Here is a 14,171-nt window from a genome sequence, read left to right on the forward strand (position 1 = left end):
AAAAACCTCAAGCTTGTGAAGCGAGTTCTGATTGCACGACCTCGAAATGAATCGTCGCGCCCACCCGCAAGCTGATTTCGTTTACAGAGTTTACCATCAATTCAAAGCAACTCTCGAGCAAACCGATTCGTTGCTTGTCTCCGGCGAGTGTGAATTTTCCCAGGAACAACAACGCGCACACTTTGTCCGGCCGAGCGCAGAAGACCAATTTACTGCCCTCGGCTTCTAGCACCAGGAATGCGTCATCGGATGCCATTCCGGGGAACATTTCGTAAGCTCGAGAAAGTCTGGATCGGATTACGTCATAGCTCTCTGAAGTTTCAATGGCGCCGACCAGGGACAAATACGGCAATCTGGTCGAACTCCGCAACCACACTTGAGTTCCGTCGGCTTTGAGAAACATACATATCTCCGTCGTATCTTAGAAGGTACCAGGTCTTGAAACACTCCGTGGTTCAGTGCCAAGCAGTCTCCCGTTGCCCTGTTCATCCGGAGATGGCGCTACAGCCCAATCGACTAGGTTCAACGCTCGGTGAAGTATCGCCTCGGCTTCAGCGTGGTTGGTCGAAGCGGCGATAACATGTCCAATTATGTCTAGATAATCACCTTTCCTGACAAGAGAGGCTCCCGGGTCAACATGGAATCTAACCTCAGCGATCCCTGGTACAATCTCCGCCAGATCGGTACCTCTGATGTGAGCCAGTGTGCCGTCCCGATCAGGTACGAAAAAATGGGCAGCCGCGACGCGGGAGCGGCTTGTATGCAGGTCGCACTTTTCCCCGATAACAAGGTTGATGTGTTGTTCGATGACATCTAGACCGTAGGCCAACTGGACCAGCCGAGAAGTGGTCCAACCCGGAAGCCGTGGGTTGACTTCCATCACGACTGGGCCTCGTTTTGTCCAGCGGAGTTCAACATTTGCTGGGCCCCAGCCGAGGCCGAGTGCTTGCAAGCACCTCAACGAGACATCCGTGATACCCTCGTGCTCCTCATCAGTTAGCTGGGCTGGAAACATGCTTCTACGAGGAACGAAATGAGGCGGGGGCCCAAATTCGGCTGAACCAATCGCAATGACTGCGTTCCCCATTGTAACAACGTCATAAAAAGGCCCTTCTACGAACTCCTCAACAAGTATTGTCGGCGAAGACCGCCAGGGGAAAGCCCCTCCCAGCAGATAGGTTGTGTGTTCGGCTAACTCAGCGGCATCGCGACATAATCGGACACCGCTGCTTCCGTTCCCAACTGCGGGCTTAACAATAACCGGGAACCCGATGTTAGCGGCAGCCCTATCCACAGTCATTGCACTAGCTGCCCATCGAAAGGTCGGCACTGGCAGGCCATTTTGCGTCAGGAGCTGACGTTGATTAAATTTGTCGCAGCAACGTTCGATCAAAAGGGGGTCCGGACCTGGTCGGTCGAAGCACCGGCATAGCTTTCCGACCGTCACGTTAACCGACTCGCCGCGGGTCGCAAAACCGACAAACCCGGCAATATCATAGGTCGTAGCCAGATTGAGGCACTCACGCTTCACCGAATCGAAATCGTCAGTATCGACCATTATCGCCTTACCGCCTTCCGCCATAAGGTAGTCATACTGCGTTGGATCAGCCGCCAGGGTAATCGGTTGTAGTCCACGACGTCGGGCGGCCTGGACGTACAGCAGACCATTACTTCTCGATCCTTCAATGAGTACGAGTGCTTTTGTTCGCATTGGGTGTTGACCCTCCATCCGTCCGAGGCTGTATCCGAAGGCAAATTCGCACTGAATTGTCTCTAGAGGTTCCCATTTTTCCAAGGTTCGCGTATTGCATCGCAATTTACTGGCCACAAGAGTGTCCCCTGCGTGAGTAAATAGATGACGTAGTCTAGAAGACCTCAGCCGTCGGTAGCGTTCTCTCGATATCGGAAAGAAGTAGAGGCAGTTTAGACACCAAATGCTGATTGTTCAGATCTATAAGCCTGAGAAAATCTTGGTCGTACATAGTCACATAGTTGAGCTTCGGGACCGCGCATTTCGACAGCACCGGAATTGACGAAAGGTCCACTATGATGCGTGGCTCCAGTCGCAGAAGGGCGCCCTTTAGAGCCGCTTTGTAATCTTCACTTAAATCGGCGGTTGCGATAACAGCGCATGATCGCAGCTCTCGAACGCCCCCAATCTCTTCTGGACGCATTATCGCGATTTCCCTGTCAGAGGAGCCCCGGAGGCGCCTGCGAAGTTTTTTGGGATTCCGCGTTACGACTACAGTGGAACGGAATCGATCTGCCCCTCCAGTGCTGATTAGGTCGCGCCCCAGCATACCTGCCCCAATCATGTAAAGACGGCCGGGTTCCTCTATCCCCTTAAATTGCTCGGCTATTAAGTCGTAAACAATTCGATCATAGTTGAACGGTGCGATGAAGTGCAGTCGCTCTCGCGATGCGCGACCCACACCTAGTGCCAGCCGTGCGATCCGAGAAATTGGAAGCGCCGGATCAAGGAGCGCGACAGCATTCGAAACTTGATCGTTAACGTAGGGCTCCCCAAGGATCTGGGATTTAGCACCGGAAGAGATCTCCGCGAGACGCTTAGCAACAGCCCTCGCACCTTTGACAAGCGCGCGCGGAAAACCAGAGAACAAAAGATCTATATTTCCGAGCGCAGACTCTTCTCCATAGACTTCAACGCGCAGGCAGGTTGTGATTAAAAGGATCCCGCGTTTCGCTAAATCGATCGCCATCGGTTTGATCTTCGCTGAATGCTGCGCCATTTGAAATGGCGACGTCATTTCGTGATCAACGTAGTGCCCAACGATATCGGTCATCATTTCACTCCTGATCTTGGCTGAAGGCCTAGGGATGTCAGAGGCGCTCGACTTCGAAACTCCAATGAACCGCGCCTCGGACTTAGATGTTTTAGCTGTCACTCCGCACAGCGGTGGTTCGTACTGGTCTCCTTTCGGCCATTAGCTTGCAAAGAATTGCTAAGTCCCCTTCGCCTCAATAGCGTCTACAAGTCGTGAGAGCGCGTGGACGTAGGCGGCGCTTCGCAGGGTGATGTTCTTGTCCTTCGCACACGCCCATATTGCGGCTCCTTCCTCTTCCATCTTCGTCTTCAGCCGGGCATGTATGTCCTCAATGAGCCAACGGTCGCCTTGGCGGTTCTGCACCCATTCGAAATGCGAGACAGCGACCCCACCCGCATTCGCGAGGATATCCGGAAGAATGACAACGCCCCTGTTCTTGAGGATCTCATCAGCCTCCAGCGTGATCGGGCCGTTGGCGAGTTCAAGAATGATCGGAGCCTTTACGTTGGCAGCGTTACCCGCGTGGACCATGTCCTCCAGGGCTGCCAAAACGAGCAGGTCGCAATCCACCGAAACCAGTTCGTCGGCAGCAATTCTCGAGACACCGTCTGAACTCGCGAAGCTGGTAACGCCTCCGTTGCGCTCTTTAGCAGCATTCAGCTTTTTGATATCGAGGCCCGCCGGGCAACGAATTGCACCCTTTGAGTCGGAAACGGCCACGATCTTGTATCCGGCCGATTCGAGCAACTGCGCCATGTGAGATCCGGCGTTGCCGAAGCCTTGGATCGCGGCTCGTGCACCCGGAGTAAAGCCGAGGTCCTTCGCCAGGAATTGGAGGAGATAATAGCCGCCACGGGCCGTCGCATCATCACGGCCAAGCGAGCCACCAAGGCTGATTGGCTTACCGGTGGTGACCGTCGGCGTCCATTCGCCAACGATAGAAGCGTATTCGTCCGCCATCCATGCCATGGTCGTTGCGTTGGTGTTGACGTCGGGCGCCGGGATGTCGCGGTTGGGCCCGATGACATGGGCAAAGCAACGGACATAGCCACGCGCAAGACGCTCCAGTTCAGTCTTGGAGAGAGGGTGAGGATCAATCTGGACGCCGCCTTTGCCGCCACCAAATGGCAGGTCCACCACTGCGCACTTGACAGTCATCAGGAGGGCGAGCGTCTCTACTTCATCTGCCGTTACACTAGGGTGATATCTAATGCCGCCCTTGGTTGGGCCGCGGGTATCGTCATAGCGGCAGCGCAAGGCCGGAAAGTGCTTGTGTGAACCGTCGTCCATTTGGATCGTCAGACGGGCGTGCGTGGTCGCTTTCGGGGACGCCCATCTTTCAAGAATTATCGGGTCGATGTTGAGGTGCTTGGCCGCATCAACAAGACGTGTCAGGGCCTTTTTCAACTTGCTGGCCATTTAGCGTATCCCAATTCGAATGATCACCGGTATCCGTGGTACGCGATGGTCCAAGAGGGCCGCTAGCGTGTTTTGGGACGTAGTGGACTTGCCAAATCCGCCCTTTCCATAAAATCTGACGCAGAGCTGCCATGCTTGGCGTTCCTTCCTGTGTTCGAAGCAATGCGGTTATTCCGCAACGCGGCGGCGGCCGTTTCCGCTGCCTCGCAATAGCTCTCAAGATTCATGCCAAGCAGGCCGATTAGATGACGAACAATAATTCCCTGCTATTCCAGTTATGTGGGCGGAAAAGGCGCGCGATCGAGGAGGTAACCTTTGTCGCTGATCTGACAAAGGTGACGACAATGTTGGATTGTTGTCATGCGTCTGAAGGATGGCGCTGGCTCAATGTAGCAAGTCGCGTCAGATCAAGTGGCTTCGGCTTGTTCATTTGATCATACGGTAGCTCGCCCAGCCGATCAGAACGGCGTTGATGTAACGATTGAGGCGGAGAAAGAGCTCGATGCGCTGCGGCAGCGTTTATGGACGGCTTTCGATTGAGATTCCCAGCAAGGATTTCTCTACGCATCTGCCAATGATCCTGCTCACGCCGCAACGTCCAGTTAAACCGCTTGTCCAACCTCACTAGGCGCCCGCAACGTTATTCTCTCGATCGCTGTGCTTCTGATCGCGCATACGGTGTCGCTAGTCAGACTATCAACGGTAAACCGAATCTCGATACACGCCCACCGCACCAGAACTTCAGTCCCCTTGCTATTTCCCGGCGTATTATTCGGCGTTGAAACCTTCCGGCTCGTGGCGCAGCTATCGTGGACTTATCCGACCTGAAGCCTATCGAACCGCCCCTCGGTTCGCTGTGGTGATCGGGGCGGATTGCGACACGACATGTCGGCACCCCTACAAAACCCCTCCGCATAACGACAACGAAACATGTGCAATCTCGAAGGCTTACCGGCGCAACCTGATTGGCACGAGTAGTGCTCAGAGTAAGCCGGGTCCCTAAAGCCCAAATCCGATTGGGAGCTTAACGCCTATGCACATCGTGGTCTGTATCAAGCAAGTGCCGGACTTCGGAGGCCTGGTATCGTCTTCGTCGGGAAGCAGACAATTGACGGCGACACGGCCCCGGTCTGATCGGCATTGGAAGGAGGCTGTCCCTCCAGCAATCGACTTAAATAGCGAGGGGATTTGGAATGGCCTCCTGCATCATCTGCATCAGACCTCGGCACCTTCCCGTCACGACGGTGAATATCGTCACGCTCTCAGAAGAAGGAATTTGCAATGTCACGCCGCATCCGCAGAAGCCATTTCAGAAGACGGGATCACAAACGTTCAATGTCCAACCTATGGAACGATCGCCGCGATGGCCTTTCAATATCAAAACAAATCGACCTGATACTTGGCCGGAAGGGCTCATTCCTCTAGCACGAAGCGGCCCATAAAATACTGTGGAGCATAAAACATGGCCTCTAGTTTAAGTAGCGGCTCTCCAGCCCCTTCGATCAAAGTGCAGAACTGGCTGCGCGGCGATCCGCTTTCCAAAATCCAGCTCGGCAAAATATGCATCGTTGCGTTCTTTTCGACTACCTGGGGTTATTGCGGGAAGGAGATATCCGATCTGGCGAAATTCAGCGACACGGGAGTTGAGTTCATCGGGATCGCAGCAAGTGAGGAAGCTGCAACGGCTGACGACGCCCGAGCCCAGGTGGACGCGTCTATAACCAAATCGCTCCCGAATACGAGCATTCGGATGGGGTTCGACCACTCAGGCGAAATGAAAGAGGTTTGGCTCAAAGCCAGCCTGTCGTTCCACGTTCCAAAGACGTTCGTTGTCGACCGAGACTGTAGTATCGCCTTTATCGGTGATCTGATTATGCTCGAGGACGTTTTGCCAAAAGTGATTAACGGCAGCTGGCGCGCCAGCGCGGAAGCAAAGAATGCCGAAAAGGAGCGGATTGCTGAAGGCGAGACTTATGCTGCGGCGATTAGTTCCATGATCGAGTCTCGGCGGCGACAGAGATTAAGAATTGGAAGACGGCGCTCTCGGCCATTGAGGAGGGCATCAACCTGAACCCGGACAGCATCTTCTTGCGGCGCAACTTTATTGGCGCGAGCAGTGCTCAAAGTTAGCCGGGTCCCTAAAGCCCGAATCCGATTGGGGAGCTTAAACGACTATGCACATCGTGGTCTGTATCAAACAAGTGCCTGACTCTGCGCAGATACGCGTCCACCCGGTGACAAATACGATCATGCGCCAAGGCGTACCGACCATCATTAACCCTTACGACCTGTTTGCTCTCGAAGAGGCACTTCAAGTTCGTGACCGCTATGGGGGCGAGGTGACCGTTCTGACGATGGGACCGCCCATGGCTGAGCAAGCGCTACGCAAAGCCCTTACCCACGGCGCAGACCGCGCAGTGCTTCTGACCGACCGCCACTTTGCTGGATCTGACACGCTGGCGACCTCGTATGCTCTTTCTCAAGCAGTAGCGAAGATTGGCGAGAGCTATGGGGCGCCTGATATCGTCTTTACGGGAAAGCAGACAATTGACGGCGACACGGCCCAGGTCGGACCCGGAATTGCAAAGAGGTTGAACCTCCAGCAACTGACTTACGTAACGAAGATTGTCTCCATTGATCCCACTTCGCGCGAGCTCATGGTTGAACGGCACGCGGAGAGCGGCACGCAGATGCTGAAGAGCACGTTGCCATGTCTCATCACCGTGCTGGAAGGTGTCAATGCTATCCGCCGGGGTTCTCTTGATGACGCCTTCCGTGCAGCGCGAAGCCCGGTTCTTAAATGGGGGGCCGCTGACGCCGGCATTGGGGAGTTGACCAAATGCGGCCTGCGGGGATCGCCGACGGTCGTGAAGCGAGTATTCGCTCCTGGTCCGCGCGCCGAAAAAGCTATGCAAATGGAGATTAACGACAAAACGTTGGCCGAGGTCGCCGCGGAGACGGTCGCTGCAATTTTTGCCCGCCAGCCTGTTTTGGAACGCAAGCTCACGTCCCATGGCAATCGGTGAGCAGCGAGGAGTAGATTTTGGTCGCTAGAAAAAATGAAACGACGGCAAACGCGGTCGGCCGCGCCAGCTCAGGGAAAAAGCTGCTTAAGTGTTTCGAAGATCACCGGCATGTCTGGGTCTTCATGGAACTTGAGCGCGGCAATGTTCATCCCGTATCAATTGAACTCCTCGGCGAAGGCCGCAGACTAGCTGACAAACTGGGTGTCCAACTGGCCGGGGTAATCCTCGGTTCGTCTGAAGGCGTGGGCACCAAGCCTGCGATCGAAGAGGCCTTCGCTTACGGAGCTGATGTCGCCTATCTGGTAGAATCGCCCCTCCTCGACAACTATCGAAACGCACCCTTCACCAAGGCTTTGACGGATCTGGTCACTACTCACAAACCAGAAATTCTCCTTCTCGGCGCGACCACGCTCGGCCGCGACCTAGCCGGTGCTGTAGCAACGACCTTACAAACAGGGCTTACGGCTGATTGCACCGAGCTGGATGTGGATGGAGATGGTTCACTCGCAGCAACGCGGCCAACTTTCGGCGGGTCCTTGTTGTGCACGATCTACACGCTGAACAGCCGGCCGCAAATGGCAACGGTGCGGTCCAGGGTCATGGCGACGCCGCAACGTGTGGATAAGCCAATCGGACGCGTTATCCAACATCAACTCCTGATGGTTGAGGAGGAGATCGTCACCAAAGTCCTCGCGTTCCTTTGCAACAGTGGGTCTGAGCAATCCGATCTGGCCAACTCCGACATTGTGGTTGGCGGCGGTCTCGGCCTCGGCACTGCAGGAAACCTGCAATACTTGAGAAACCTGGCAACGACGATCGGCGGGGGAGTCGGGTGCTCGCGCCCACTGGTCCAAAAAGGCTGGATGCCTGCTGATCGACAAATTGGTCAGTCCGGCCATACCATTAGACCCAAGCTCTACATCGCGGCGGGAATATCTGGCGCGGTCCAGCATCGCGTTGGCGTCGAAGGAGCCGATCTGATTGTCGCTATCAACCTCGACCAGAACGCTCCGATCTTTGACTTCGCCCACATCGGCGTTGTCGCTTGCGCGCTGGAGTTCTTGCCGGCGTTGACAGAAGCTTTCGCCAAGCGAATGCCACCGCACAACTCTATCAAGGTTATGGACCGAGGAAGGCTAGATGACCAAGAGTAAGTTCGACGCGATCGTCATTGGTGCCGGGATGTCCGGTAACGCCGCAGCGTATTCGATGGCTAGTCGCGGTCTAAAAGTGCTGCAGCTGGAGCGCGGAGAACATTCGGGCTCTAAGAATGTTCAAGGGGCTATATTGTACGCCAACATGTTGGAGGCGATTATCCCAGAATTCCGCGATGACGCCCCTCTTGAACGGCATCTGGTCGAGCAACGATTCTGGCTAATGGATGACTCGTCGCACACGGGCGTGCACTATCGCTCTGATGACTTCAATGAACTGAAGCCAAACCGTTATACGATCATCCGCGCCCAGTTTGACAAATGGTTCTCACGCAAGGTGCGCGAGGCGGGAGGCACAGTCCTTTGTGAAACGACAGCGACCAGACTCGCTTGGGACCTGAACGGTAAAGTAATAGGCGTTCACACGGACCGAGAGGGCGGTGTGATCCTCGCGGACGTAGTCGTCCTTGCTGAGGGCGTGAACGGACTGCTTGGAACACGAGCCGGGTTACGCGATATGCCGAAGCCGGAAAACGTGGCACTCGCTGTCAAGGAAATGCATTTCATGCCGGAAGAGGTCATCGCAGAGCGCTTCGGCCTCAACGGTAGCGAAGGCTGTGTGATCGAAGCCGGCGGCACGATCTCACGCGGAATGGCCGGACTGGGCTTCCTTTATACCAACAAGGAGTCGATCTCGGTGGGGATCGGCTGCCTCGTCTCCGGTTTAGCAGAAGGCATGGAAAATCCGTACCGCCTTCTTGACGCCTTCAAGCGACATCCCTCGATCCGACCATTACTGGCCGGATCAGAGATAAAAGAATACGCCGCGCATCTTATTCCCGAAGGGGGCTTCAAGGCAATCCCGCAACTCTTTGGCGACGGGTGGGTGGTCGTGGGCGATGCGGCGCAACTAAACAATGCCGTGCATAGGGAGGGATCAAACCTCGCGATGACATCAGGCCTCATGGCCGGCGAAGCGATCTCTCAGATAAAGAGCCGTGGCGGCTTGATGACGAAGCGCAATCTCTCTCTCTATAAGGGCATGCTGGATAAGTCGTTCGTCATGAAAGACCTGATCAAACACAAAGATCTTCCAAGCCTCCTCCACACCGACAGTCACAATTTTTTCATGACCTATCCAACGCTTATATCACAGGCAGCGCAAAATTTTGTGCGTGTCGACGGTGCACCTAAAATCAACAGGGAGAAGGCTACAGCTGCCTCCTTTGTCAAGGCACGATCCCGTTGGGGGTTGATCAGCGACGCGGTCCGCTCCGCCGCATCTTGGCGTTAAAGGAAAATTCGATGAAGGCGACCATCATTGAGCGCATTGAGGACAAGCTGTACCAAAACCGATATCTCGTCGACACTGGACGTCCGCATATCACAGTGCGACCGCACCGGTCGCCAAGCCCGAACCTGCTCGCCTTGACGCAAGTCTGTCCGGCCAAATGCTACGAAGTGAACGAAATTGGTCAGGTGGCGATTGTTTCCGATGGCTGTTTGGAATGCGGCACATGCAGAGTGCTATGCGAAGCGAGTGGCGACATCAAATGGAATTATCCCCGGGGCGGGTTCGGGGTCCTCTTCAAATTTGGATGAGGAGTCCCTACCTCCGCCGGAATAGCAGCGACCGATCCAGCTGCATTAGCGGCGGCGATTGAGTGTGCATCCACTCATCACCTTTCGAAAGGCAATTTTCTATGCCGCCGGAACACGTATTTTTAACTTAGGAATATGCGTTAGCATATTTCGCGCACCAGGGTAAAAAGCAGTGCACCCTCCCCTGTTTGTAGGCATGATTAAACCAGAGGCGCGGCTCCATATACTCTACGACATATCCAAAGAGCTCATCTCTTCTTTTCCTCTAGACAACGTACTGAAGGCTGCGATGAACGCCCTCGTCAAGCATCTGCAATTGCGCGATGGCGGAATCGTGATTCACGGCGCCGGAGGAGAGCCCTGGATAAACGTGCGGGCTCCCATTGGGCACGACGTTCGCTCGCGTTCTCTTACGATTGAACACGCGGACGCAATAAATCGTGTCATCACTAGCGGTGAGAAGCACTTTGGGAAAAATTCTGCCGTTCTCCCCGTTAAAGTAAACCGGAAAGCAATTGGCGCATTGTGGATTGATTTCGCGCAGAAAAGCGGAGATGAGGACGAAGCCCTTCTGGCAATGATTGCCGTCCTGATCGGCTTAACCTGCCAGCGCTATCGCGAATTGTGCAGCGATGGCGGCGCAGTCGCCGAGGAACAACAAGCAGGACAGATTCCGAAAATCAATTCCAAGCCTCAACCCACCCAGCTCGATAAAATCGACTGGATCGTTGGGGAGAGCCCCGCGCTCAAGAGGGTATTAGCTACCACCAATATCGTGGCGGCGACGAACTCCGCGGTGCTCTTGAGAGGAGAGAGCGGCACTGGCAAGGAATGCTTTGCAAGAGCAATACACGCGTTATCGATACGGAAAAGCAAGGCGTTTATTAAGTTGAATTGCGCCGCGCTGTCGGAAACCGTTCTGGAATCCGAATTGTTTGGCCATGAGAAGGGTGCTTTCACCGGCGCTCTCCTTCAACGAGCTGGACGCTTCGAACTGGCCAATGGCGGAACGCTGTTGCTTGATGAAATTGGCGATGTATCACCACAATTCCAGGCGAAGTTATTGCGCGTGTTACAGGAAGGCGAATTCGAACGTCTCGGCGGAACGAAGACATTGAAAGTAGACGTCCGAGTTATATGCGCCACCAACAAAAACCTTGAAGTGGCCGTCCTTCGAGGGGAGTTCAGAGCCGACCTCTATTACCGGATCAATGTGGTGCCCATCATTTTGCCGCCGCTTCGGCAGCGCGACGGAGACATTTCGCTTCTAGCGCAAGTGTTTCTCGAGCAATTCAACAAGGCAAATGATCGAGATCTCGACTTCGCGCCGTCGGCAATAGACATTTTGTCGAAATGCGCCTTTCCCGGCAATGTTCGTGAGCTGGACAATTGCGTACAAAGGACCGCTACTCTCGCCAGTTCAAATACGATCGCTTCATCAGATTTTGCCTGTCAGCAAGACCAGTGTTCTTCGGCGCTCCTCTGGAAAGACGCCCACGACGGTATTGGCAACGACGCGGTGCATCGTCTCAACCCACGAGATGCAACGTTAGGCGGACTGGGGGCCAACGCAGGTACTCTCACGGGTTCCGCAGCCACAGTGGAGGCACCCGGTCTCACTGAGCGTGATCGGCTGATCAATGCAATGGTGAAGGCTGGTTGGGTACAGGCCAAGGCGGCTCGTATACTAGGGAAAACGCCGCGGCAGGTGGGCTATGCGCTGCGCCGGTTTGGTATCGATGTGATCAAAGAGTGAAGGTGAGCGATGTCAAGAGCATCGTAAGCTTTGGTTGCCGGAGAAGCGACTTCGGGCGCAATCCTGCCTTGATTGCTACAAAACATCTCCGACAGCGAGCGCGGAAACGGGCGGTAAAGGCGACATAAGCGCTTAAACAGCAATGTCTCGTCGACCGGAATCGATCTTGCTTTTGGAGGTTTAACCTTTCCTAGCCAATGGAACAATGCGATGTCGGAACCGGAAATAGAGGTCGGGATGACCAGCAGCGCCCCCTTCGACCGGGCGCCGATGGCGCCCGCTATGCGCGGCGGCCGCGCATCTTCGTCCTATGACCTTTCGGTGACGGATGACATGGATGCGCGGATCTGGGAGAGAATCAAAGACCATCCCTGCTTTTCAGAGCAAGCCCATCACTATTTTGCTCGCATGCATGTCGCGGTCGCACCTGCCTGCAACATCCAGTGCAACTACTGCAATCGCAAATATGACTGCACCAACGAAAGCCGTCCCGGGGTCGCATCAGTCAAGCTAACTCCCGACCAGGCACTACGCAAGGTGATTGCCGTCGCCAGCAAAGTGCCGGAGCTTTCCGTAATCGGCATTGCCGGACCGGGCGACGCTTGTTACGACTGGAAGAAAACAGTAGCGACGTTTGAAGGCGTTGCCAGAGAAATACCTGACATCAAACTATGCATTTCTACGAATGGATTGGCGCTTCCGGACCATGTCGATGAGCTAGCTGACATGAACGTCGATCACGTGACGATCACCATCAACATGGTGGATCCGGAAGTCGGGGCGAAGATCTATCCATGGATACTCCACGGTCATCGTCGATACACTGGGATAGAAGGTGCCAGGATCCTTCACGAGCGCCAAATGTTGGGTTTGGAAATGCTGACCGAACGCGGCATCCTCACCAAAATCAATTCGGTTATGATTCCAGGCGTCAATGACACGCACCTCGTGGAAGTTAACCAATGGATCAGAGACCGCGGGGCATTCATGCACAATGTTGTGCCCCTGATTTCAAAGCATTCGCATGGTACTTATTACGGTCTCACGGGTCAGCGTTGCCCGGAGCAGTTCGAACTAAAGGCACTTCAAGACTGTCTCGATGGTAACGTTAAGCTTATGCGCCACTGCCAACAGTGCCGGGCCGACGCCATCGGTTTGCTGGGCGATGATCGTGAGCGAGAGTTTGCCCTCGACCAAATCTCCACCAAAGCTGGATACGATGCCAACAAGCGCGAGGTATATCGGAAGCTGGTCGAGCATGAGCGAGAGGATCAATTTGCAGCAAAATTGGACGCGAACAAAGCAGTCAAGTCACTGGGTTCGTCGGGAACTCTTGTCGTTGCCGTGGCGACTAAAGGTGGCGGCCGGATCAACGAACATTTCGGTCAGGTAAGAGAACTCCAATTGTATGCCGTCTCTCGAAAAGGGATCAACTTGGTGGGACACCGTAAGGTTCTGCCATATTGCTTGGGTGGCGTAGGCGAGGAGAGCGCTCTGGATCAAATCATCGTTGCACTCGACGGTATCGATATTCTGCTCTCTGCCAAAATTGGCGATGGACCAAAGAAGCGGTTGGCAAAAGCTGGCGTGCGAGCAACGGACGCATTTGCCTATGCTTACATCGAGACTGCGATCGGCGCGCTGTACATCGCCGAGTTTGACCGCAAGCCGTCGATGCCGACGGCGTTACCCCTCTGACTGACTCAGGAGTTGAAACATGGCTTATAAGATCATTGCATCCCAGTGCACCCAGTGCGGCTCTTGCGAATTTGCATGTCCCTCAGATGCGATCAGTTTCAAAGGTGAAGGATATGTTGTGGATTCAAAAAAATGTACCGAGTGCAAGGGTGAGTTTGACACGCAACAATGCGCTTCGGTGTGTCCGATGCCAAAGACCTGCGTCCCTGCTTGATCGCCACCGACTAAAGCGCGAAAAATGAGACGAGCGGGCGAACATGCGGTTAGAAAATTGCGTACTACCGGTATCACATCCAGTGAGCGGATTCCGCCCAAATCTGATGTAGAGCCATAACGGAGGTATCGGCCTGGGGATATTTCCAACCAGAATAATGGGCTTTGATAACGCTCGACTTTGAAAGCTCCCAAAGCAGCCAGCGAGAAGGAACATGCATGAGAGTGACAATCAGCAGAACTGACGTCGGCTTATCGGCCTATATTCACAAGAAAGACCTCGAGGAACCGATCATCTCGGTTGAGCACAAAAGCCTATGGGGCGGCTTTATTCTGCTGAAAAACGGATGGCAGATTGCTCTTCCCGACCTGTCGCAGAACAGGCGCCTGCCCGTCACTGTCGATGCGAGGAGGCTATCCAGTTAGAGTGCGTGCGCCGGTCGATAGACGAAGTGCAAAGCGCAAGCAGTTCATACGCCCCATCGAGAGCATCCATCCTTTGCCGGTCCGTTGAAGA

General features: G+C 54.6%; 13 protein-coding genes and 1 pseudogene. 9 read left to right on the forward strand and 5 right to left on the reverse strand.

Going from position 1 to position 14,171, the window contains the following annotated elements:
* Nucleotides 1-7: 7 nt before the first annotated feature.
* From RWK44_RS32180 to RWK44_RS32200, 5 genes and pseudogenes are all read right to left on the reverse strand, one after another.
* On the reverse strand, nt 8-403 hold the full coding sequence (locus RWK44_RS32180; protein WP_127431399.1) for a hypothetical protein: 396 nt from the start codon (nt 401-403) through the stop codon (nt 8-10).
* An 18-nt stretch (nt 404-421) separates the two neighbouring features.
* Entirely contained in the window at nt 422-1,711 is a 1,290-nt protein-coding gene (locus tag RWK44_RS32185; RefSeq protein WP_127431511.1) for an ATP-grasp domain-containing protein, read from the reverse strand.
* Between the two features lie 154 nt (nt 1,712-1,865).
* Nucleotides 1,866-2,804 (reverse strand): hypothetical protein, encoded by a 939-nt coding sequence (locus tag RWK44_RS32190; RefSeq protein WP_127431400.1) that lies wholly within the window; start codon nt 2,802-2,804, stop codon nt 1,866-1,868.
* 159 nt (nt 2,805-2,963) lie between these two features.
* On the reverse strand, nt 2,964-4,205 hold the full coding sequence (locus RWK44_RS32195) for a Glu/Leu/Phe/Val family dehydrogenase (protein WP_127431401.1): 1,242 nt from the start codon (nt 4,203-4,205) through the stop codon (nt 2,964-2,966).
* A gap of 48 nt (nt 4,206-4,253) precedes the next feature.
* Nucleotides 4,254-4,325: pseudogene (locus tag RWK44_RS32200) on the reverse strand (hypothetical protein); the annotation flags it as partial.
* Between the two features lie 1,342 nt (nt 4,326-5,667).
* Here RWK44_RS32200 and RWK44_RS32205 point away from each other — a divergent pair.
* The 9 genes from RWK44_RS32205 (at nt 5,668) to nifT (ending at nt 14,080) form a co-directional block, all read left to right on the forward strand.
* Nucleotides 5,668-6,276, forward strand: coding sequence for a redoxin domain-containing protein (locus tag RWK44_RS32205; protein ID WP_310857350.1), 609 nt, complete (start codon nt 5,668-5,670; stop codon nt 6,274-6,276).
* Between the two features lie 103 nt (nt 6,277-6,379).
* Nucleotides 6,380-7,231 (forward strand): electron transfer flavoprotein subunit beta/FixA family protein, encoded by an 852-nt coding sequence (locus tag RWK44_RS32210; RefSeq protein WP_127431403.1) that lies wholly within the window; start codon nt 6,380-6,382, stop codon nt 7,229-7,231.
* Nucleotides 7,232-7,248: 17 nt separating this feature from the next.
* Nucleotides 7,249-8,385: an electron transfer flavoprotein subunit alpha/FixB family protein gene (locus RWK44_RS32215; RefSeq protein ID WP_127431404.1), complete on the forward strand. Its 1,137-nt coding sequence runs from the start codon at nt 7,249-7,251 to the stop codon at nt 8,383-8,385.
* Entirely contained in the window at nt 8,372-9,679 is a 1,308-nt protein-coding gene (locus tag RWK44_RS32220; RefSeq protein WP_310806521.1) for an NAD(P)-binding protein, read from the forward strand. The genes RWK44_RS32215 and RWK44_RS32220 overlap by 14 nt, the downstream gene beginning before the upstream one ends.
* An 11-nt stretch (nt 9,680-9,690) precedes the next feature.
* Entirely contained in the window at nt 9,691-9,987 is a 297-nt protein-coding gene (locus RWK44_RS32225) for a ferredoxin family protein (protein WP_127431406.1), read from the forward strand.
* Between the two features lie 196 nt (nt 9,988-10,183).
* A complete protein-coding gene (gene nifA / locus RWK44_RS32230; RefSeq protein WP_310857351.1) occupies nt 10,184-11,743 on the forward strand; it encodes a nif-specific transcriptional activator NifA in 1,560 nt (519 codons plus the stop codon).
* 210 nt (nt 11,744-11,953) lie between these two features.
* On the forward strand, nt 11,954-13,441 hold the full coding sequence (gene nifB, locus RWK44_RS32235; RefSeq protein ID WP_127431407.1) for a nitrogenase cofactor biosynthesis protein NifB: 1,488 nt from the start codon (nt 11,954-11,956) through the stop codon (nt 13,439-13,441).
* 19 nt (nt 13,442-13,460) lie between these two features.
* Complete coding sequence (locus RWK44_RS32240) at nt 13,461-13,655, forward strand: 4Fe-4S binding protein (RefSeq protein ID WP_127431408.1); 195 nt, start codon at nt 13,461-13,463, stop codon at nt 13,653-13,655.
* A gap of 218 nt (nt 13,656-13,873) precedes the next feature.
* Nucleotides 13,874-14,080, forward strand: coding sequence for a putative nitrogen fixation protein NifT (gene nifT / locus RWK44_RS32245; RefSeq protein ID WP_127431409.1), 207 nt, complete (start codon nt 13,874-13,876; stop codon nt 14,078-14,080).
* The last annotated feature ends 91 nt before the right edge of the window (nt 14,081-14,171 follow it).

The sequence above is a fragment of the Rhizobium sp. 25PS6 genome, from assembly GCF_032464655.1.
Lineage (GTDB): Bacteria > Pseudomonadota > Alphaproteobacteria > Rhizobiales > Rhizobiaceae > Rhizobium > Rhizobium laguerreae.